This window comes from Aeromonas molluscorum, from assembly GCF_051376105.1.
In the GTDB taxonomy this organism is placed as follows: domain Bacteria; phylum Pseudomonadota; class Gammaproteobacteria; order Enterobacterales; family Aeromonadaceae; genus Aeromonas; species Aeromonas molluscorum.
This window is the reverse complement of sequence record NZ_JBPQCY010000001.1, coordinates 416,792-435,055: the sequence shown is the minus strand read 5'-3', so window position 1 is coordinate 435,055 and position 18,264 is coordinate 416,792. Positions and strand designations below refer to the sequence as shown.

Sequence of the window (18,264 nt, the reverse complement as noted above, 5' to 3'; positions counted from 1 at the left end):
ATGAGGAATTATAAACCGGACGAGAAAATGCAAAAGGGGCATCCTCATGCCCCTTGCGCCTGATCATCTTAACGGCTATTTCCTGTTAAAAAATCACCTCGACCCGGGCAGCGACCGCCTTGGCTTTTTCCACCGCCTCTTCACACTGCTGCCCACGGGCCAGGGCGACCCCGAGTCGGCGGCGACCGGCGATCTCGGGCTTGCCAAACAACCGCAGCTGGGCGCCCGACACCAATGCCAGCGCCTCGCCAATGCCCTGATAGCGGATGTCCTGACTGTGACCATCGCGCAGCACCACGGCCGAGGCACTCGGCCCGTACTGGGTGATGGTACCGATGGGCAGCCCCAGGATGGCGCGCACATGGAGGGCAAATTCGGAGAGATCCTGGGAGATCAGGGTCACCATGCCGGTATCATGGGGACGAGGGGAGACTTCGCTGAACCACACCTCGTCGCCCCTGATGAACAGTTCGACCCCGAACAGGCCATAGCCGCCCAGTGCCTCGACCACCCTGGCCGCCACCTCCTTGGCGCGGGCCAGCGCCAGCTCGCTCATCGCCTGTGGCTGCCAGGATTCGCGGTAGTCGCCATCTTCCTGGCGGTGGCCTATGGGGTCGCAAAAATGAATGCCATCGACGGCCCGCACCGTGAGCAGGGTGATCTCGTACTCGAAGGGGACGAATCCTTCCACAATCACCTTGCCACGACCGGCGCGGCCACCCTCCTGGGCGTAGGTCCAGCTCTCGTCCAGCTTGACCAGATCCCGTAGCAGGCTCTGGCCCTTGCCGGATGAGCTCATTACCGGTTTGACCACGCAGGGCAGGCCGATGGCCTCGACTGCGGCGTCAAACTCTACCTTGTTCTGGGCGAAGCGGTAGGAGGAGGTGGGCAGGCCCAGCTCCTCTGCGGCGAGGCGGCGGATCCCTTCCCGGTTCATGGTGAGCTGGGTGGCGCGGGCGTTTGGTACTACCTTGACCCCTTCCTGCTCAAGCTGCGCCAGGGTATCTGTGGCGATGGCCTCTATTTCGGGAATGATGAGGTCGGGTTTGACCTCTGCCACTAGGGCACGCAGAGCATTGCCATCGAGCATGTCCAGCACCCGGGCTTGGTGGGCCACCTGCATGGCGGGGGCATCGGGATAACGATCGGCGGCGATCACCTCGATCCCGAACCGTTGCAGCTCGATGGCCACCTCCTTGCCAAGTTCACCAGATCCAAGCAGCAGGGCGCGGGTGGCGCCGGGGCGGGTAGCGGTTCCAAACATATGATATCTCCCGATGTCGATGGTCATTAGAGGATAAAAAAGAGGCACGCATGGCGTACCTCAGGAAACGGACTTGTGGGCACGCTGCTCCAGATGCGTGAGCAGGGTGATGGCGCCAATGATGATGGCGGCTCCCAGCCACAATCGGCCGGGCGGTGCCCAGCCAAATACCAGCCAGCCGGCCAGCACGTTCATGGGCAGCTTGGCAAAGTCGAACGGCTGTACAAAGGATGCCTCTGCCACGCTGTAGGCGCGGGCGATGGACATCTGGGCCAAGGCAGACAAGACACCAGAAGCGGCAACCAACAGCCACTGGGTTTCAGTCGGCCATTGCCACTCCGGCAACGCCAGCATGGCGTTGAAGGGGGTGCTGAAGATGAGCAGGTAGACCACGATAGTGTGGGACGATTCGCTCGCCGCCTGGTAGCGCACCAGCAGGGAGTAACCGGCCCAGAACAGGGCTGCCGCCACCGGCAGCAGGGAAGCCCAGCTAAACTCATCCGTCCAGGGTGCCAGGATCAGCATGGCGCCGACAAAACCGGCCAGGGTCGCCAGAATACGGGCTCTGCTTACTTGTTCCTTGAGCAGCAAGGCCGAGCCTAGGGTGGCGAACAACGGCGAGGTCATCAGCAGTGCTATGCCTTGCCAGATGGGGATGGGCACCGCCAGCGCCCATAGCCAGAACTGGATGCCGATCACCGCCAGCAGCACCCGTAGCAGGTGCAGACGCAGTTGGCGGGTCTGTAAGGATTGGCGCAGGCCGTGACGCACCAGCCAGGGCAGCAGACAGACCAGGGCGATCAGATATTGATGGAAGGCTACTTGGGTCGAAGGGAGGCCGAGCTTGAAGCTGACATATTGGCTGAGGCTGTTGACGGCGGCGAAGCAAAGGCCGGCCACCATCATCCAGATTGCGCCAGCAAAGGGGGAGTGGCTGCGGGAGGGTTCCATAGGATCCGGGTCGCTGAAAAAAGTGCGGCGGATCATAACGGCAATCGTTTGTCCTGCCAAGGGGCGCAGCCCTGGCCGCGATCCTTGTCAGAGTTAAAGCGAATTACAATCAAATTTTTTGAATGAATTGAGCATCTATTTTCGCTATCAGCCTGGAAACGCTGTGTTTATAGTAGCCTCCATCGACAGTCCTGCTGTCCAACTGACAACCAAATGGAGCGTTACCATGGCTAATATCCTCGTACTCAAATCCAGCATCCTGGGCCAATACTCACAATCCAATGCCCTTATCGATGGCTATCTGGCCGAACGTCAGGGAGACAGCGTCACCGTGCGTGATCTGGCGACCCTGGATCTGCCGGTATTGGATGGTGAGCTGGCCATGGGTCTGCGCGGCGGCGAAAACCTCAATGAGCGTCAGCTGGCTGTGCTGGCGCAGTCCGATGAGCTGATCGCCGAACTCAAAGCGAGCGACCTGGTGATCATCGCGGCGCCCATGTACAACTTCAACATCCCGACCCAGCTTAAAAACTGGATTGACTTGATTGCCCGTGCCGGCGTCACCTTCCGCTACACCGAAACCGGCCCGGTCGGTCTGGTCGACAGCACCCGCGCCCTGGTGGTGAGCCCCCGTGGCGGTTTGCACTTGGGTAACCCCACCGATCTGGTCACCCCCTACATGAAGACGGTCCTGGGTTTCATCGGGATCAAAGATGTCGATTTCATCTACGCCGAAGGCATGGGCATGGGCCCGGAAGCGCAGGCCAAGGGCATTGAAACGGCCAAGACCCAGTTTGAGGCGTTGGCCTACTGAGTTCTCGAAGACGCTCTGTGCTTACCAACAAAAAACGCAGCCCTTGGCTGCGTTTTTTTATGTCGCTTATTGAAGCGTCAGGCGCGAGCTAGTCCAGCATAAAGCGGCGACAGCCGCCCAGGACCAGCAGCAGTACGACAACCAGCAAGCCAATGAGCACCAGGCTTAACCACTGTTCGGCATTGCCGGGCAGGGTCGGGGTAAACAGGCTGATCATCAGCAGGGCGCAGAGGGTGATCAAGCTGGTCTGTCGGGTTGGGATCATGGGGTACCTCCTTGTTGGTTGTGCGAGAGATTAATCGCCGCAGATGACAGTTTGATGCATCCGTGCACCAGGCTGTGTGGCGCCCCTCTACCATATCAAGGTGCTAACAGGCACCCCTGAACAGGGAGAAGAGTCTTATCCTAGCAGTTTTTTCGGCTCGGGATCGACGGGGGCGCCGAGCTGTGATCCCGATCTCGATCGCCGGGGGGAGGATCTGGCGACGATGAGGTCTTTTTCTGCCAAGGCATCTAACTTGATCGCATGCCCTCTTCAACCACAAGCCACTCAGTCTCCCCTAGCGAAACTGCTTTTGCTGGGCTTGATAGTGAAAATCACCGCTGGCCAGCCGAGCCTCTAGGGCTGCTCTGTCCAACTCCTGTGCGTTGCACAGATCATCAAGATCGGCATAGTGATCACGCAGCTGCATATTGACCAGACTCAGCAGCATGTTGACGTCCATGGTATCGAAGTGCTGCAGGTTCATGGTTGCTGCTCCTCGTCCAGCTTGTGTAACTGCTCCATGGCTTCGCTCACGCTCTGCAGGTGTTGCCGTATGCTTTGGCGCGCTTCGCTCGGTAGATAGTCAGTCAGGGTATGCTGCCAGCTGCCAGCCTCGCTTTTGAGCTGCAGGAACAGGGCTTCCCCCTGTTCGGTGAGGGAGACCAGGCTGACCCGCTTGTCCTGCTCGCTGCTCTGGGCATGCAATATGCCTTTTTCGCCAAGACGATGGATCTCCCGGGAGATGCGTACCTTGTCCATGCCGCTAGCCTCCACCAACTCTTTCTGGCTGATGGGGTAGTTGGGTCCAAGCACCATCATCAGCCGCCATTGGGGCACAGTGAGCTGATAGCGGGCCTGATAGAACTGCTCGAAGGTCTCCCTTACCATTTCGGCGGCGTGCACCAGTTGGTACGGGGGATAGTGTGCAAGCAGACCGATGAGTTTTTGCATGTGAACTCCTGCTGTTATCTTGGATGCAGTTTCTCTTGATACTTTGATGATACGTAACTCAGGAGCCTTTGTCTGAAAAAGGGCCCGAGAATTGTGCACTGGCGCACGGCGGAGCGGGCTAAAGGCGAAAATATGTGCTCCAAATGGCCACCATCCCTCTATCAGATTAGTGCTATTTCCCAGCTTCGCCTGGCGCTGCTCTTATTTTGAGTGCGTCCTGAGCCAGAGCAGGGCGCCTTCTGCCAACCAGGCGGTGCGCCCTTGCAAGGCATAGCTGGCCGCTTCGTCCCGGCTGCCGCTCTGCCAGTAGTGGGGGGGCTGCTTGGGCAGTTTGCGTTGGCCGAGTAGATAGGCTGGTACATGGGCATTGCTGGCCAGCGCCTTCACCAGGCAGGTTTTTGCATGTGCTGGCGCCTTGCGAGCAAACCACATCAACGCCTGACTGTAGAGCAGGGCGCAGGAGGCTTCATCGAAGCGGGCCAGTAACGCCTCAAGGGCGCGCCAGTCTGCCGTCATGGCATAGAGGCTGGCCAGGGGATAGCGGCAACCGGGTTCATCCAGACGACAGAGCGTCAGCAGGGCTTCATACTCGCGGCGCGCCTGGGGCAGCAAGCCAAGCTCGAACAGACAATCGGCTCGCCCCGCCCAGGCTGCGAGCAGAGGGCGCGCCTCGCTGGCGCTCCAGCCGTGACCATCCAGTGCTTGCCAGAATGCGTCCTCAAACAGTGGCTCGGCACCCTGGATGATGCGCTCGAACCAGACCAGACGGGCCTGAGGCGTGCGACAGCCGTTGGCTTGCTCGAACCAGGCCTGCCACTGCTTGCTCTGTTCGCTGGCCGGGGCACTCGGCGCTGCCGAAGGCAGACTCCACTCGTGAACCCCGAGCAAGCCATTGAGCGCCCCTTTCATCTGCTGGCGCTGGCGTTTGCAAAAATCGAGGAAGGGCAGCTCGCTCGCCGCCGCTTGGTGCAACATGCGCGCCAGGGTGAGATCGCGAAACAGACTCAGTTCGGCGGCCAGGCGCAAGCGGCGCTGGGTGACGGGATCATTGAGATTGGCGGGGGCGGGCCAGCAGGCCAGTCCCTGGCTGAAGCCGTAGCTCCATTGACCCAAGGGGTGGCTGGCTTCGAAAACTTGCTCTGGCCGCTCGTTTGGCAGGCGGCACTGGCTGGGCAAGGAGATCTCTCCCGCCTCGGCCTGGGCCTCGAGCTCTTGGATGAGATGGTGGAGGGCAAGCTCGCTCTTGTCATCGAGCGCGACGGATTTTCCCTGAGCCAGCAACCCCTCCAGCGGCATCTGCCAGTCTGGCTGCTCCGGGCCTGCGAGGCGAGCACACAGAAAACCGTGCAGCGCGGGATAACTCATGTCGTCACCACTTTGCTGCTGCAACCAGATATTGAGCTGGCGGGTTCGATTGGCGGGGTTCATCACGGCTCCTCTCTCTCGATGGGTGAGATCTGTGCCAGGCCCTGGGGCCCGGCATAAATGGCGGCGTAGTCTACCCAAAAATGGAGATGAATGCAGTCAAATGGCGGCGAACTGCTGCTATTATCAGCAATCTGGCAAGGGGGCCCGGGAAAATATCCGGATCTGTCTTGACGCAAAATTGTCCTTGAGAGTGGCAAATATCGCCCCATATCTCTGCAAGAGACTAGGCCGTGACCGGCCCTTTGCGGTAATATGCGCGCCCATCCGGACGCGGTCCGGGGACAGACTGTCCGTGAACTAAAAAGACAAGAGAGCACCATGATACAGATTGGCAAGATGAACAACCTCACAGTGATCGAACTCGAAGACAGGGGCGCCTGGCTTGCCGCCGGTGAAGAGTACGGTGAGCTGCTGCTGCCCAAGCGTCAATTGCCTGACGGGGTTGCCGAGGGTGATGAGGTTGCCGTCTTCCTCTATCTGGATGCCGACTGCGAGCCGGTGATCACCACCGACAAGCCGTTTGCCATGGTGGGTCAGCTGGCCGGTCTCAAGGTGGTCAATGCCAACAAGATTGGTGCCTTCCTCGATTGGGGCATGAAGAAAGACTTGTTCGTGCCGACCCGGGAGCAGAACAAGCCGATGCAGGTAGGCCACGTCTATCTGGTCTATCTGATGCTCGACAACGAGGGACGCATGGTGGGCACCAGTCGCATCGAACGTTTCCTCTCCCAGGAGCTGCCGCCCTTCAAGGTGGGAGATCAGGTGACGGCCCTGCCGGGTGAGCATACGCCCTTGGGTATCAAGGTGGTGGTCAACGATCGCTACGCCGGTATGCTGTTCAAGAACGAGGTGTTTGGCCGAGTGATGACGGGACGTCCACAGACTGCGTGGGTCAAGCAGGTACGTGCCGATGGCAAGCTGGACCTGACCCTGCAAAAGCCGGACATTGGCGAGCGCATGGATGATGCGGGCAGCATCATCATGGCGCGGTTGCGCAAGCAGGGCGGCGAGTTGGCGCTGGGTGACAAGAGCGAGCCAGAACTCATCTCCAAGCTGCTGGCCATGAGCAAGGGCACCTTCAAAAAAGCGATCGGCGGCCTCTACAAGCAGGGGCTGATCGTGATAGAGCCAAACTGCATTCGGCTGGTTGCCGCACCATCGGCGCAGGATGAGACTGCGCAGGGCGAGCAGGACTGAGATGGCGAGTCCCTGTGTCCAGCGCTGTGAGGCCAAGGGCGACCTCTGTCTGGGGTGTGGCCGCACCTTGAGCGAGATCGGGCGCTGGTCCACCATGACGGAGGCCGAGCAGCTAGCCATCATGGCGACCCTGACGACCAGAGGGCTTGCCTCGCCCAGCCCTGTGGTGGCCGTGATGCCGGCGCCGGATGATCAGCCTCAGAGTACCCATGTCTGCCCTGGCTGTGGCGAACCGGCTTACTGCGCCGTCTCGGCGGGCAAGGGGATCAGTGAGTGCTGGTGCAGCCAGTTGCCGGCCCTGCCCATGAGCGATGCGCCTGCCTGCTGGTGCGAGGCTTGCCTGAGCAAGGCAATCCTTGCCGAGACTCCTGTCTGAGCCACCCCTGGTGAGTGGGGCAGATTGCCAACATAAAAAGGGCGCCACAAGGCGCCCTTTTTCGATCGTCATCTTTGCAGATCCGCCCGGCGGTTTGAGGCTATGCCGGTGAATCGCCAAGAGCAGGCGTCAGGCTTGCTCGTGGCGGAACCAGCGAACATGGACCTCGTCATCACCTTGCTGGCGGGGCAGCAGATAACTGGCGTAGATCACCTCGAACTCATCTTGATGATCGAGCAGGCCTATCCATACCTCGGCCCAGCGCTCCAGATCCACGGGCACCCCAAGCTCGCGAGACCAGTCGGCATTGGGCAGGGTTGCCTCCACGGCGCCGCGCTGTTCGAACTCCAGGGTAATGTCGACGATCTGTTCGGGCGCCAGCATGTCGGCGGCCTGTTCGAGAAACTGATCATAGGCCCATTCGACCAGCTGATCCGGGGTACGTTGTTCCATGAAATCACTCCAGATGCTTGAGACGCGTTACTGTAACAAGGATTGGCGTCGTCAGCCAGCGAGCCCTATGCTGGTTCACCCCTGTATAGGGCACTATGCTGATGACCGGGAAAGAGTGGGTCGGGCGTTCAGATCTTCAGGAGAGTCATGATGAAGCGACGAGGGCAGCGGTTGCAAATTCGGCGCAGGCGGGAGACCTGGTGGTGGCACTATCTGCCTCTGCATCGGGAGACGGTGGGTGGCCATCTGGGCCCCCCGGCCTTGGCGATCCCTACGAAAGCAAAAGAAGATAAGGCGTAATGCCGCCCGGCACCAGGACGGGCAACTCACGACTCTATTTATTTCACCCTGTGTATGCGATTGAGTGTCACTTGGCCAAGTTGGCTCATTTGGCGACGGATCCAGGCCGCGCGCTGCGCCACATAAGGGGAGGGAGGGGAGACCCGATAGCGCCAGGGATTGGGCAGGGCGGCCGCCAGCAGTGACGCTTCGTAGCGAGTCAGTCTTGCCGCAGGTTTGTGGAAGTAGTGACGGGCTGCCGCTTCGGCGCCATAGATGCCGGGACCGAACTCGACGATGTTGAGATACACCTCGAGGATCCGGGACTTGTTCCAGCCCAGCTCCATCAAGAGGGTGAACCAGGCTTCGATCCCCTTGCGCACAAAACTGCGATCACTCCACATGAAGAGGTTTTTGGCGGTTTGCTGGCTGAGGGTGCTGGCACCGCGCACCCGACCTCCTTGCTCGTTGTGTTGCCAGGCCGAGCTGATGGCCGCCATGTCAAAACCATTGTGATCCGGGAAGTGCTGATCCTCGGCGGCCACCACCGCCAGTTGCAACTGGGGAGAGATGGCATCGAGCGCAACCCAGTCATGTTCCACCTGTTTGATGGGGGCCGGGGGCGAGATGGCGCGTTCGATGCGCCAGCTCCAGATGGGAGGATCGATGAAGCGCAGCAGCGCGACCATCACCACCGACAGCAGCAGAGCGCCGACCAGAATGCGCCACAGCCAGCTCAGCATGGAACCATGTCGTTGCGGTGTATTGGGCAAAGGAGAGGGGCGGCCCGCATGATTAGTCGGGCAACCATTCGATGTGGCAGAACTTCTCGTCCACGGCACGGGCAATCAGCATGCGGGCGAACAGGTGTTCGACCTCTTGCTCGCTATTCTCCAGGCCTATCCAGATCTCGGCATAATCGGCGTCCGTCACCTCGAAGCCCACATCCGCATCCCAGTCATCACCCGGTTCGGCTTCAGCCAGCAGGCCGCGATCGTTGTAGGCCTGGTTGAACAGGGCTATCTCGTGTTCGGGCAGGTTGTCGGAGGCGAGCTCCATAAAGAGTTCGAGGGCGGTATTGAGCAGGGTGTCGACGCTGTGCTGCAAGGGTATGGACATAAGAGTTCCGGTTGATGGCGAATGGGGAGCGGCCTAGCCGCGCGCGACATTAAACCACAGAGTCGACCCCTCATAAATAGTCTGGCCGCGATATGCCTTGCCTGTCCCATGCTGCGCCTGGTTTCTCTCTGCCTTGCTACCCGAGAGGCTCCCGAAGGGGGGACGCGGGTCGGGGACTGGCCGTCACCGGCCTTCATCCGTTATATTGCGCGCTCTTCTTTTTTTTCTGCCTTCGAGCCTTGCCATGAAACGAATTCTCTCCATCCAGTCCCATGTGGTGTTTGGTTGCGCCGGTAACAGCGCTGCCGTCTTCCCGATGCGCCGTCTCGGCATGGAAGTGTGGCCGGTCAATACGGTGCAATTTTCAAATCATACCCAGTATCAGGCGGGTTGGCAGGGCATGGCGATGCCTGCGGGCCATATCCGCGCCTTGGGGGAGGGGCTGGCCAATATCGAGGTCCTGGGTCAGTGTGATGCCGTGCTGAGCGGCTATCTTGGCTCAAGCGAGCAAGGCGATGAGATCCTCGCCGTGGTGGCGGCGGTCAAGGGAGCCAACCCGCAAGCGATCTATTTTTGCGATCCCGTGATGGGTCATCCCGAGAAGGGGTGCATCGTCGCCCCCGGCGTCACCGATTTTCTGACGCACAAGGCATTGGCGGTGGCGGACATGTTGGCGCCCAACTTGCTGGAGCTCGAGACATTGTGCGAGTCGCACATCGACTCCCTGGCGCAGGCGCGGGCCGCGGCTCATCGCCTGCTGGCCAAAGGGGTCCGCCTGGTACTGGTCAAGCATCTGGGCCGGGCGGCCAGCCAGCCGGGCCGCTTCGAGATGCTACTCTGCACCCCGGACGGGGACCATCTTATCCATCGTCCCCTCTATGATTTTCCCCGCCAGCCCGTTGGCGTCGGCGATCTGATCAGTGCCCTGATGCTGGCCAATTTGCTGGCAGGTCATGAGGCCGTCAGCGCCTTCGAGCGCACCAATGCCGCCGTCGATGCCGTTTTGTTGCACAGCTGGCAAGCCGATGCCTATGAACTACAGCTCATTGCGGTGCAGGCGGCCTTCGCCGATCCCGAGATAAGGGTGCGGGCCGAATCGCTGGGATGAGTCGGGTGTCCGCACCCTGGCACCAGGTAACTGGCACCAAGCAACAAGAGGGCTCCCCACGGGAGCCCTCTCTCATCTGGCACTGTGCTCAGACACATCCCGGTTCAGGCGGGTTGCTCGCGCCCCGGATAGAGGAGGGGCTGGCCCGGGGCCCGGGGCCTGGGCCATGACGCCCTGGTAGTGCCGTACGGTCGGGAAGGGGTCATAGAAGTGATGCAGCAGGGCCTTCCACTGCTGGTATTGGGGCGAGCCGCGAAATCCCTCGGTGTGATCTTCAAGTCTCTGCCATTGCACCAGCAGCAGGTACTGGTTGCTTTGCTCCATGCAGACTTGCAACTGGTGACCAAGGTAGCCCGGCATGGTGCCGATGAGGGCGCAAGCCTTAGCGAAGGCCTGCTCAAAGGCGGCTTCCTGACTCGGGATCACAGTGAGCGGGGCGACTTCCAGTATCATATCGACTCCTTATTCCCGGGCCCGGTGACCCGGGCTGCCATCAAGGGTGGCGGGATGAGCGTCTGCCCTTGGCAAGACGCTGCTGAGGGTGGCCCAGTCATTGGTGGCCGGGCACTTGTCTGCCGGTATCAGCAGGCCGGCACCGTCTGTTTGTAGAAAAACTGGGTGGCCGCCAGGCTGCCATCGCCATTGATGGCAAATGCGGGGATCTGGCCTGCGCCTTGATAGCCGAGCCCTAGATAGAGCAGGGAGGCGACATCGCCGACCCGAGTATCGAGCACCAACAGGCTGCGTCCCGCCTGGCTTGCCGCCTGCTCCAGGGCTGTCATCAGGGCGCGCCCTATGCCCAGTCCCCGGGCGTTGGGGGCCACCATCAGTTTTTCCACCTCGGCCCTGTGACGGCCATTGGCCTTGTTGCACAGGGCCAGTTGCACTGTGCCAAGCAGACTGACGCCCTGCTCGGTGTGAGCCAGTGCCAGCCATAGCAGACGTTCTCCCCTTTGCAGGCTCAGTGCTACGCCGCGCCAGTATGCCAGGGCATCGGCCAGGGTGAGCGGCGGCAGGAAACCGATGGAGGCGCCATTTTGCACCACCTCTTGCAAGAGTCTGGCGAGGGCGGTTTCATGGCCTGCCAGTGTGGTCGTGGCCAGCAATTGCCACTGTGTTGCCGACCCATCGAGGGGGGGCGTGGCGATCGATGAAGTGGCGTGGGGCATAAGGGGGGAAGGCATCCGTGCAATCCTCGCTATCTGGTTATAAGGGAAGCGTTGCGTAGCCTGCTTCGCAGGCAAAGCCGCAGGGTTCTCTTATAACAAGACGACAGCGGCGCTGTCGAGGGCGGCCCTGAGGGGATGGGCTCTTGAGCCAGGGCATGGCCCCATCCGCGCTCATCTTGGTCGCGGCCCCGGGCATCAGTCGATCAGGTTCTGCTCGCGCAACCACATCACGACCAGCAAGGCGGGCGCCGAGAGGCGATCCTCGTCCGCACTGCCTAGCCAGGCCAGCTCGGCTATTTCGGCTGCCGGTGTGGGCGAGCCCTGCCCATCGGCAAAGAAGCAGCGCAGTCGCACCATGACGCCGTCAGCCTTGCCGTCGGCCTGGGCCCGGAAGTCGCCAGCCAGGCGCAGGCTGGCCGGGCTGAGCTGCACTGTCAGCTCTTCGGTGATTTCGCGCAGCAGCGCCGCCTCATCGCTCTCGCCGGGGTCACGCTTGCCCCCCGGGATATAGAAACGTTGCTTGCCGTGAGATCGCACGCACAGCAAACGGCGATCTTGAATCGTTAACCAGGCCAGCTTGTCTATCTGTGTCATCAGCTTCTTTCCTGTGGTGATCTTGGGTTGGATGGCGCTCATTCAGTGGGTATGGCCAAGAAGCCCAGAGGCCGCGACAGGCGCGCATTTCCTGCCAGGCGGCGGGTCTGCGTCCGAAGCGCGCCGCATCGCCTCTTGTTTCGTCGCGACCTTTCTCGGCAAGGGCTCCCCGATGCAGGGTCAGCCTAACAAAATTGCCGCCTTGTCCCAAGGATGCAGGGCTGCCGGGCTGGAAACTCACTGTTTCCAATCCGGCCGCCCTGTCCAGGCTTGCCTCATGGTCGCGCGATCACTCCATCAGGGGAGAGAGCCCGGCGGCCTTCAAAAGTTCGGGTTGGCGCACAGGATGGCGTGTCCGGACTGGGCGAGCGTGGCGCCCTGTGCTCTAATTTCTGCCACTTTAGCGGTAGTTGGCCGGGGCCGTTTCCATGGTTTCCCCGGGTTCGACAAAAGAGGGTGTGAAGAGATGCAAGTGACAGCGCAGAGCAAGTTCATCGGACTCGGGGTGGCGGGCAACTTCGCCGGCCATCTGGAGCAGGCGGGAGAGGCGGCGGATTTTGTGGCCGTGCAGGTGCAAGACAAGGTGGCCCCCAAGGCGCTTTTCCCCTTCTATGTGCCGGGGCATACGGGCCAACTTGGCGTCTTCCCCTTGAGCGAGCAGGCCATCTTCCTGCCAGAGGCGGCGGTAACCGGTGACGAGAAGGTGCAGATAGAGCCGGAAGTGGCGCTCTGGTGCGAGCTGGAGTATGCCCAAGAGCAGGTGGTGGCGATCCATCCACGCGCCTTTGGCGCCTACAACGACTGCTCCATCCGCCGTCCCAATGCCAACAAAATCAGCGAGAAGAAGAACTGGGGCCCAGAGAGCAAGGGACTGGCTGCCCAGTTGCTGCCCCTTGGCGGTTTTGCCGCTGGCTGCGAGCTGGATGACTATCGCATCGCCTGTTATCTGGAGCGCGATGGCGAGCTGCATGGCTACGGGGTCGACAGCGCCGCGCTGGATTACAGCTACTTCCACGGCCAATTGCTCGATTGGGCCATCGACAAGTTCAATCATCAGCAGGATGAAGGCCCGGCCGAGCACATACAGGGCCTGCTGGCCCAGGCGGGGCACCCATCCTATGCGCTCATCAGCATAGGCGCCACCCGCTACACCGCCTTCGGCGAGAGCCACTTCCTCCAGCCTGGCGATACGTCCTGCGTGCTGATCTACCCGGGCAGTCGCTACAGCGAAAGGGATATCCGCGAGGCGATCCGTACCCGCCAGTTCGGCCCGGATATGTCGGTCTTGCTGCAAGCGGTCAAGACCCGCTGATAAATTGCACTCGATTGGCCCTTCCCCCGTCTGCAGGGGAAGGGCCAAGCCGTTACCCTATGCCTCCTTGCCTCCCCCTCTTGATTACCTGACCCTGTGTCAGCCCTCATTCCTCTTTTGTCTGGCCATTGGCAATCAGGCTACGCCATTGCCTTGCCTCGCGGCTCTTCACCGTCAACGACAAAGGCCGACGGGGGCGGGCTGTCATTGGTGGGGCAGTATCACGCTGTTGCTTGCCCGCAAGTGAGCGATGCCAGCAGATGGATGGCACTGCGCCAGGGCGTACAGCCCTTACATAAGACAATGATTTATTTTACTATTCGGTCACTTTTACATGGCGAGCAATAGACTACCATCATGGTCGAATTCAAAACGATGGCGCTGTTTCTGGTGACGGCGGTCGCCGAAATAGTGGGCTGTTATCTGCCTTACCTCTGGCTGACCCAGGGCAAGAGCATCTGGCTGCTGCTTCCGGCGGGCTTGAGTCTGATGCTGTTTGCCTGGTTGTTGTCACTGCACCCGGCCGCAGCTGGCCGTGTCTATGCCGCCTATGGTGGCGTCTATATTTTTGTCGCCATCCTCTGGCTCTGGCTGGTGGATGGCATCAGACCCACTCTGTGGGATCTGGTCGGCTCAGGGGTGGCACTGATCGGCATGGCCATCATCATGTTTGCACCGCGTCACTCCTGAGTGCGAACCAAGCAGCCAGGGAGAGCCTATGGCAGTGAGACTGGGTACCGAGCAGGATCTGGCCGGCCTGCTGAGCCTGTATCGGGAGTTGCGTCCCCATGACCCGCCCCTGTCTCCCGAGGTGGCCTTCGAGACGCTCAGAACCTTGCTGGCTCGGCCAGACGTGCGGCTCATCGTGGCCGAGGTGGATGGAGAGCTTGCCGCCACCTGCCAGCTAGGGGTGATCCCCACCCTCACCAATGGCGGCAGGCCCTTTGGCGTCATAGAGCATGTGATCACTGCGACCCGATTTCAGCGCCAGGGGTTGAGCCAGCAGGTGGTTGAGCAGGCGCTCACCATCGCCTGGGAGCGGGCGTGCTACAAGGTGATGTTGCTGTCGGGGGAGGGACGCGAGGCTGCCCACCGCCTTTACGAGAAGCTGGGTTTCCAGGCGGGCATCGAGAAGGGATTCGTCATCAAGCGAGGCGATGCCATAGGCACGAACGATCCTCTCAGATAAGGTCATCCACCCCACACAACAAGAGTCAGAACATGCAGATTGAACAAGCAAGAGCCGGGGATCACTTGACCCTGATCGCCATCTGGGAAGCCTCGGTGCGCGCCACCCACCACTTCCTGCCAGAGGCGGAGATAACCGCCCTCAAGCCGCTGATCCTGGCGCACTATTTCGCGGCCGTTGATCTGGTCTGTGCCAGGGATGACACCGCCGGTATCGTCGGCTTTTGCGGCGTGCGTGATGGCAATATCGAGATGCTGTTTGTTGCCCCCGAGGCAAGGGGCCGTGGTGTCGGCCGCCTGCTGGTGGCCAATGCCATTGCCAGTCAAGGAGCGACCCGGGTGGATGTCAACGAGCAGAATGTGCAGGCGCTCGGTTTTTATCAACAGATGGGGTTTGTCGTGACGGGACGCTCACCGCGAGATGGCCAGGGCAAGCCCTATCCGCTGCTGCATATGGTGCTGACCGCCCTGGAGTAAGGGAGCCCTGAATGTGCAGCGACCAAAGGGGAGGGCGCGCAGCCCAACCTCGATTTTTTCAACCGCGAGGGGACCAAGTCGGGCGTGAGCTTTGGTGAACAACCGGAACGGGTGCTGGAGCGCTGCGAAAAGGTCTTTCCGCAGGATAAATGGCATCAATAAAAAACCGCCCGAGGGCGGTTTCTTTGTATTTCAGGCCTGGCTGTACCGAGTCGCCGCACAGAGGCTGTCTTACTCCTCGTTGGAGTTGTCCTGATAGCCGTCCCGCTGGGCTCTGGGCAGGCGGCGCATCGGAGCGAAGCCGGTGTCTTCACCGCCGCGCTCTTTCTGGCGCGCCGGCGCCGCTGCTTTGCTGCCATCTGCCTTGGGTTTCGGCTTGGCGGCGGGTTTACCCCGGGCGGCAGGCTTCTCCTTGGCGGCATTGGCCCTGGCCTTGACGTTATGTTTGGCATTGACGTGGCCACCCCGGTCGCGGTTTTGTATCGGCTTGTTGCTGGGCAGACTCTGGCGCGTCACTTTTCCGCTAGGCTCGTACCCTTCCTGAATTTCGCTCGGGAGGCTTTGGCCTATCAAGGACTCTATGGCCTTGAGCTGATCCAGCTCATCCAGGCTGACCAGGGAGATGGCTTCGCCACCCCGACCGGCCCGGCCGGTACGACCGATGCGGTGGATGTAATCTTCGGCCACTTGCGGCAGCTCGAAGTTGATCACGTGGGGCAGCAGGTCAATGTCCAGACCGCGGGCGGCGATGTCGGTGGCAACCAGTACTCGCACCTTGCCCTCGCGAAAATCGGCAAGGGCCCGGTTGCGGGCGCCCTGGGTCTTGTCACCGTGGATGGCGACGGTATTGAGACCGTCTTTGACCATCTGCTGGGCAAGCCGGTCGGCGATAAGCTTGGTGCGCACGAATACCAGCACCCGCTGCCAGTTGCCCCGGCCAATCATGTGGGAGAGCAGCTCGCGCTTGCGCTCACGATCCACCTTGATGACGCGCTGGTTGACCTGTTCGGCGGTGCTGTTGCTCGGACTCACCTCGATGAGGGTCGGACTCTTGAGCAGATCATCGGCCAGCGCCTTGATCTCGTCCGAGAAGGTGGCGGAGAACAGCAGGGTCTGCCGCTCTTCCGGCAGCGCCTTCATAATGCGGCGAATGTCGGTGATAAACCCCATGTCGAGCATGCGATCCGCTTCATCCAGCACCAGCACTTCCAGCTCGGTCAGGGTGAGGGCGCGCTGGGTCAGCAGATCCAGCAGGCGACCCGGGGTGGCGACCAGGATATCGACCCCGAGCTTGATGGCCTCAAGATTGGGCTTGATGCTGACGCCACCGTAGGCTATCAGGGTCCGGAACGGCAGATGATTGGCGTACTTGATGATGCTCTCACCGACCTGGGCGGCCAGCTCGCGAGTCGGAGTCAGGATCAGGGCGCGGACCTGACGGCGTCCGCCACGGCCATGGTTGGCCAGCAGCCGGTGCAGCATGGGCAGGGTGAAACCGGCCGTCTTGCCGGTTCCGGTCTGGGCGCCGCCCAGCACATCCTGGCCTGCCAGAATGGCCGGAATAGCCTGTTGCTGGATAGGGGTTGCCTGTTCGTAACCCAACTCCTTGACGGCACGCAAGATGTGCGGCGACAGGCCCAGTTCGTTAAATGACATGTTAGAGAGAGACTCCTGACATTGAGCATTGGCTCAGCTGGGATCGACGCACACTACTGGCGCCATCAACCCCGAAGAAACTGCGATTGCGGTGGCGTCGTGAGAGGAACCACCGAGAAACACACATTGCGCTGGCACCCGAAGGTGAACCATCGAAAAACACGAGCGGCCGGGCACCTTGGGGCGCACCACCGATCCGCATGGGCGCACAATATAGCAGAAATCGCGGTCAAGGGCAGCCGCCATCGGTGGCGGCTGCCCTGGCCCTGCAAAGGGCTGGTGGGGCAACAGGCGGGCTATGAGATGCAACCCGCAACGTGGTGATGGGCGGTCAACTATCCGGGCGTAGCGTGCTCAGAGCAGGGCAGCGATATCGGTGGCCAGGGATTGCGGGGTTGTCTGGGGGGCATAGCGAGCCACCACCTGGCCATCACGGTTGATGAGAAACTTGGTGAAGTTCCATTTGATCGCCTCTGAGCCCAGCAGGCCCGGCTGTTCTGCCTTGAGCCAGTGATAGAGAGGGTGGGTGCGGGGGCCATTGACCTCGCACTTGGCCATGATGGGGAAGCTGACCGGGTAGTCCAGCGCGCAGAAACGGGCTATCTCGTCGGCATCACCGGGTTCCTGGCCGCCAAACTGGTTGCAGGGAAAGCCCAGTATGGTCAACCCCAGGGGGGAGAACTGGCGATAGAGTGCTTCCAGGCCGGTGTATTGGGGCGTGAAACCGCAGCGGCTGGCGACGTTGACCACCAGGATCACCCTATTTTGCAACTCGCGCTGGGGGTATTCGCTGCCATCGAGGCGGGTGAGAATTAGCTTGTTCAGGGTCATGTTGGTGCTCGTCGTCTGTGATTAATCGCCCAGGATCTTGAGGCAACGCTAGCTGAGCCGGTGGCGCAGAGCAAGGAGTGGCGGACTAAAGGGCCTTCATATTGATAGTGAGGCTCGTATCGAGTTGCAATCCGGTTTGTGGGGCGCCCCAAAAGCCGATAAAAAGCGCCACTGCCACTTTCTGAGCCTATCCCTTGGATTACAACGCCGTCATGGATGCCATTTACACCCGGGGTTGGGTGATAGTGGACGATTTTCTCTCCTCTGCCGAAGTGGATCTGCTGCGCGCCTGCCTGCCCGATGAGTGGCAACAGGCCGGTATCGGTCGTGAGGGGCAGCATCGGGGCAATACCGATATTCGCCGGGATCAGATCCACTGGCTGGATGGGGATCTGGGTGCGCCGGTGGCAGCCTACCTCGCGCGCATGGAATCCTTGCGCATCGCAGCCAATCGGATGCTGATGCTGGGACTCTTTGATTACGAGGCTCACTTTGCCCGCTATCGACCCGGTGATTTCTATGCGACCCACCGGGATGCCTTCGCCGGGCGATCCAACCGCCGTCTCACCTCCGTCTTTTATCTCAACAATGGTTGGCAGCCGGATGATGGTGGTTTGCTGCGGGTCTATGACGACGGTGAGCAACATCTGATGGATATCTCTCCCAAGGGGGGACGCCTGGTGTTGTTTCTGTCCGAGGAGTTCCCCCACGAGGTGCTGGCTGCCCGTCAGGAGCGTTACAGCATAGCGGGCTGGTTCAGGGTCAATGGCACCGCCCTTGATCGGGTCGATCCGCCCCGTTGATCTTCGTCGATGAAAGGAGGGGGCTATGT

Annotated in this window: 23 protein-coding genes; 9 read left to right on the top strand and 14 right to left on the bottom strand. The window is 60.9% G+C overall.

The window, feature by feature from the left end:
• Positions 1 to 85 precede the first annotated feature (85 nt).
• Positions 86 to 1,264 (bottom strand): formate-dependent phosphoribosylglycinamide formyltransferase, encoded by a 1,179-nt coding sequence (purT, locus tag ACSMDR_RS02065; RefSeq protein WP_436466851.1) that lies wholly within the window; start codon positions 1,262 to 1,264, stop codon positions 86 to 88.
• A gap of 60 nt (positions 1,265 to 1,324) precedes the next feature.
• Entirely contained in the window at positions 1,325 to 2,215 is an 891-nt protein-coding gene (locus ACSMDR_RS02060) for a DMT family transporter (RefSeq protein ID WP_436468175.1), read from the bottom strand.
• Positions 2,216 to 2,441: 226 nt separating this feature from the next.
• Here ACSMDR_RS02060 and ACSMDR_RS02055 point away from each other — a divergent pair, with 226 nt between their 5' ends.
• Positions 2,442 to 3,029 (top strand): FMN-dependent NADH-azoreductase, encoded by a 588-nt coding sequence (locus ACSMDR_RS02055; protein ID WP_005913727.1) that lies wholly within the window; start codon positions 2,442 to 2,444, stop codon positions 3,027 to 3,029.
• 88 nt (positions 3,030 to 3,117) lie between these two features.
• Here the strand turns inward: ACSMDR_RS02055 and ACSMDR_RS02050 are convergent, their stop codons facing one another.
• The 4 genes from ACSMDR_RS02050 to ACSMDR_RS02035 form a co-directional block, all read right to left on the bottom strand.
• Entirely contained in the window at positions 3,118 to 3,294 is a 177-nt protein-coding gene (locus ACSMDR_RS02050; protein WP_005913724.1) for a hypothetical protein, read from the bottom strand.
• 295 nt (positions 3,295 to 3,589) lie between these two features.
• Positions 3,590 to 3,778: a DUF4250 domain-containing protein gene (locus tag ACSMDR_RS02045; RefSeq protein WP_436466850.1), complete on the bottom strand. Its 189-nt coding sequence runs from the start codon at positions 3,776 to 3,778 to the stop codon at positions 3,590 to 3,592.
• The gene (locus tag ACSMDR_RS02040; protein WP_436466849.1) at positions 3,775 to 4,245 is read right to left on the bottom strand and encodes a MarR family winged helix-turn-helix transcriptional regulator; all 471 of its coding nucleotides are present in this window, start codon (positions 4,243 to 4,245) and stop codon (positions 3,775 to 3,777) included. Before ACSMDR_RS02040 ends, ACSMDR_RS02045 begins: the two co-directional genes overlap by 4 nt.
• A gap of 201 nt (positions 4,246 to 4,446) precedes the next feature.
• Complete coding sequence (locus ACSMDR_RS02035; RefSeq protein WP_436466848.1) at positions 4,447 to 5,673, bottom strand: UPF0149 family protein; 1,227 nt, start codon at positions 5,671 to 5,673, stop codon at positions 4,447 to 4,449.
• 252 nt (positions 5,674 to 5,925) lie between these two features.
• Here ACSMDR_RS02035 and ACSMDR_RS02030 point away from each other — a divergent pair, with 252 nt between their 5' ends.
• Both ACSMDR_RS02030 and ACSMDR_RS02025 read left to right on the top strand, forming a co-directional pair.
• On the top strand, positions 5,926 to 6,870 hold the full coding sequence (locus ACSMDR_RS02030) for a CvfB family protein (protein ID WP_436466847.1): 945 nt from the start codon (positions 5,926 to 5,928) through the stop codon (positions 6,868 to 6,870).
• A 1-nt stretch (position 6,871) separates the two neighbouring features.
• On the top strand, positions 6,872 to 7,246 hold the full coding sequence (locus ACSMDR_RS02025) for a DUF1289 domain-containing protein (protein ID WP_436466846.1): 375 nt from the start codon (positions 6,872 to 6,874) through the stop codon (positions 7,244 to 7,246).
• A 129-nt stretch (positions 7,247 to 7,375) separates the two neighbouring features.
• Here the strand turns inward: ACSMDR_RS02025 and ACSMDR_RS02020 are convergent, their stop codons facing one another.
• From ACSMDR_RS02020 to ACSMDR_RS02010, 3 genes are all read right to left on the bottom strand, one after another.
• A complete protein-coding gene (locus ACSMDR_RS02020; RefSeq protein ID WP_005906118.1) occupies positions 7,376 to 7,699 on the bottom strand; it encodes an HI1450 family dsDNA-mimic protein in 324 nt (107 codons plus the stop codon).
• A gap of 338 nt (positions 7,700 to 8,037) precedes the next feature.
• A complete protein-coding gene (mtgA, locus tag ACSMDR_RS02015; protein WP_436466845.1) occupies positions 8,038 to 8,721 on the bottom strand; it encodes a monofunctional biosynthetic peptidoglycan transglycosylase in 684 nt (227 codons plus the stop codon).
• 52 nt (positions 8,722 to 8,773) lie between these two features.
• Complete coding sequence (locus ACSMDR_RS02010; RefSeq protein WP_005906113.1) at positions 8,774 to 9,097, bottom strand: HI1450 family dsDNA-mimic protein; 324 nt, start codon at positions 9,095 to 9,097, stop codon at positions 8,774 to 8,776.
• A 244-nt stretch (positions 9,098 to 9,341) separates the two neighbouring features.
• On the opposite strand from ACSMDR_RS02010, the gene pdxY reads away from it, so the two are divergent.
• Positions 9,342 to 10,205 carry a pyridoxal kinase PdxY gene (pdxY, locus tag ACSMDR_RS02005; protein ID WP_005906111.1) on the top strand — a complete coding sequence of 288 codons (864 nt, stop codon included), beginning with the start codon at positions 9,342 to 9,344 and terminating at the stop codon, positions 10,203 to 10,205.
• Between the two features lie 72 nt (positions 10,206 to 10,277).
• Here pdxY and ACSMDR_RS02000 read toward each other — a convergent pair whose 3' ends face one another.
• The 3 genes from ACSMDR_RS02000 to ACSMDR_RS01990 form a co-directional block, all read right to left on the bottom strand.
• On the bottom strand, positions 10,278 to 10,658 hold the full coding sequence (locus tag ACSMDR_RS02000) for an antibiotic biosynthesis monooxygenase family protein (RefSeq protein ID WP_436466844.1): 381 nt from the start codon (positions 10,656 to 10,658) through the stop codon (positions 10,278 to 10,280).
• A gap of 128 nt (positions 10,659 to 10,786) precedes the next feature.
• On the bottom strand, positions 10,787 to 11,311 hold the full coding sequence (locus ACSMDR_RS01995) for a GNAT family N-acetyltransferase (RefSeq protein ID WP_436468174.1): 525 nt from the start codon (positions 11,309 to 11,311) through the stop codon (positions 10,787 to 10,789).
• 258 nt (positions 11,312 to 11,569) lie between these two features.
• Positions 11,570 to 11,968: an NUDIX hydrolase gene (locus ACSMDR_RS01990; RefSeq protein ID WP_436466843.1), complete on the bottom strand. Its 399-nt coding sequence runs from the start codon at positions 11,966 to 11,968 to the stop codon at positions 11,570 to 11,572.
• A gap of 466 nt (positions 11,969 to 12,434) precedes the next feature.
• Between ACSMDR_RS01990 and ACSMDR_RS01985 the strand changes: the two genes are divergently transcribed.
• From ACSMDR_RS01985 to ACSMDR_RS01970, 4 genes are all read left to right on the top strand, one after another.
• Complete coding sequence (locus ACSMDR_RS01985) at positions 12,435 to 13,280, top strand: DUF5718 family protein (protein WP_436466842.1); 846 nt, start codon at positions 12,435 to 12,437, stop codon at positions 13,278 to 13,280.
• Positions 13,281 to 13,637: 357 nt separating this feature from the next.
• On the top strand, positions 13,638 to 13,970 hold the full coding sequence (locus ACSMDR_RS01980) for a YnfA family protein (protein WP_005906103.1): 333 nt from the start codon (positions 13,638 to 13,640) through the stop codon (positions 13,968 to 13,970).
• Positions 13,971 to 13,998: 28 nt separating this feature from the next.
• Entirely contained in the window at positions 13,999 to 14,469 is a 471-nt protein-coding gene (locus ACSMDR_RS01975; protein WP_436466841.1) for a GNAT family N-acetyltransferase, read from the top strand.
• 32 nt (positions 14,470 to 14,501) lie between these two features.
• The gene (locus tag ACSMDR_RS01970; RefSeq protein ID WP_005906101.1) at positions 14,502 to 14,945 is read left to right on the top strand and encodes an acetyltransferase; all 444 of its coding nucleotides are present in this window, start codon (positions 14,502 to 14,504) and stop codon (positions 14,943 to 14,945) included.
• Between the two features lie 231 nt (positions 14,946 to 15,176).
• Here the strand turns inward: ACSMDR_RS01970 and ACSMDR_RS01965 are convergent, their stop codons facing one another.
• Positions 15,177 to 16,601 (bottom strand): DEAD/DEAH box helicase, encoded by a 1,425-nt coding sequence (locus ACSMDR_RS01965; protein WP_436466840.1) that lies wholly within the window; start codon positions 16,599 to 16,601, stop codon positions 15,177 to 15,179.
• Positions 16,602 to 16,955: 354 nt separating this feature from the next.
• Complete coding sequence (locus tag ACSMDR_RS01960; RefSeq protein WP_005906098.1) at positions 16,956 to 17,432, bottom strand: glutathione peroxidase; 477 nt, start codon at positions 17,430 to 17,432, stop codon at positions 16,956 to 16,958.
• 194 nt (positions 17,433 to 17,626) lie between these two features.
• Between ACSMDR_RS01960 and ACSMDR_RS01955 the strand changes: the two genes are divergently transcribed.
• A complete protein-coding gene (locus ACSMDR_RS01955) occupies positions 17,627 to 18,235 on the top strand; it encodes a 2OG-Fe(II) oxygenase (protein WP_005906097.1) in 609 nt (202 codons plus the stop codon).
• The last annotated feature ends 29 nt before the right edge of the window (positions 18,236 to 18,264 follow it).

Excerpts from the sequence above, each read along its gene's own strand:
- ACSMDR_RS02045 (WP_436466850.1), bottom strand. The coding sequence starts at position 3,778 with ATGAACCTGCAGCACTTCGATACCATGGACGTCAACATGCTGCTGAGT.
- ACSMDR_RS01965 (WP_436466840.1), bottom strand. The coding sequence starts at position 16,601 with ATGTCATTTAACGAACTGGGCCTGTCGCCGCACATCTTGCGTGCCGTC.
- ACSMDR_RS01990 (WP_436466843.1), bottom strand. The coding sequence starts at position 11,968 with ATGACACAGATAGACAAGCTGGCCTGGTTAACGATTCAAGATCGCCGT.
- ACSMDR_RS01980 (WP_005906103.1), top strand. The coding sequence starts at position 13,638 with ATGGTCGAATTCAAAACGATGGCGCTGTTTCTGGTGACGGCGGTCGCC.
- ACSMDR_RS02025 (WP_436466846.1), top strand. The coding sequence starts at position 6,872 with ATGGCGAGTCCCTGTGTCCAGCGCTGTGAGGCCAAGGGCGACCTCTGT.
- ACSMDR_RS02010 (WP_005906113.1), bottom strand. The coding sequence starts at position 9,097 with ATGTCCATACCCTTGCAGCACAGCGTCGACACCCTGCTCAATACCGCC.
- ACSMDR_RS02000 (WP_436466844.1), bottom strand. The coding sequence starts at position 10,658 with ATGATACTGGAAGTCGCCCCGCTCACTGTGATCCCGAGTCAGGAAGCC.
- pdxY (WP_005906111.1), top strand. The coding sequence starts at position 9,342 with ATGAAACGAATTCTCTCCATCCAGTCCCATGTGGTGTTTGGTTGCGCC.
- ACSMDR_RS02030 (WP_436466847.1), top strand. The coding sequence starts at position 5,926 with ATGCGCGCCCATCCGGACGCGGTCCGGGGACAGACTGTCCGTGAACTA.
- ACSMDR_RS02035 (WP_436466848.1), bottom strand. The coding sequence starts at position 5,673 with ATGAACCCCGCCAATCGAACCCGCCAGCTCAATATCTGGTTGCAGCAG.
- ACSMDR_RS02055 (WP_005913727.1), top strand. The coding sequence starts at position 2,442 with ATGGCTAATATCCTCGTACTCAAATCCAGCATCCTGGGCCAATACTCA.
- ACSMDR_RS01975 (WP_436466841.1), top strand. The coding sequence starts at position 13,999 with ATGGCAGTGAGACTGGGTACCGAGCAGGATCTGGCCGGCCTGCTGAGC.
- ACSMDR_RS02060 (WP_436468175.1), bottom strand. The coding sequence starts at position 2,215 with ATGGAACCCTCCCGCAGCCACTCCCCCTTTGCTGGCGCAATCTGGATG.
- ACSMDR_RS02050 (WP_005913724.1), bottom strand. The coding sequence starts at position 3,294 with ATGATCCCAACCCGACAGACCAGCTTGATCACCCTCTGCGCCCTGCTG.
- purT (WP_436466851.1), bottom strand. The coding sequence starts at position 1,264 with ATGTTTGGAACCGCTACCCGCCCCGGCGCCACCCGCGCCCTGCTGCTT.
- ACSMDR_RS01970 (WP_005906101.1), top strand. The coding sequence starts at position 14,502 with ATGCAGATTGAACAAGCAAGAGCCGGGGATCACTTGACCCTGATCGCC.
- ACSMDR_RS02020 (WP_005906118.1), bottom strand. The coding sequence starts at position 7,699 with ATGGAACAACGTACCCCGGATCAGCTGGTCGAATGGGCCTATGATCAG.
- mtgA (WP_436466845.1), bottom strand. The coding sequence starts at position 8,721 with ATGCTGAGCTGGCTGTGGCGCATTCTGGTCGGCGCTCTGCTGCTGTCG.
- ACSMDR_RS01960 (WP_005906098.1), bottom strand. The coding sequence starts at position 17,432 with ATGACCCTGAACAAGCTAATTCTCACCCGCCTCGATGGCAGCGAATAC.
- ACSMDR_RS02040 (WP_436466849.1), bottom strand. The coding sequence starts at position 4,245 with ATGCAAAAACTCATCGGTCTGCTTGCACACTATCCCCCGTACCAACTG.
- ACSMDR_RS01985 (WP_436466842.1), top strand. The coding sequence starts at position 12,435 with ATGCAAGTGACAGCGCAGAGCAAGTTCATCGGACTCGGGGTGGCGGGC.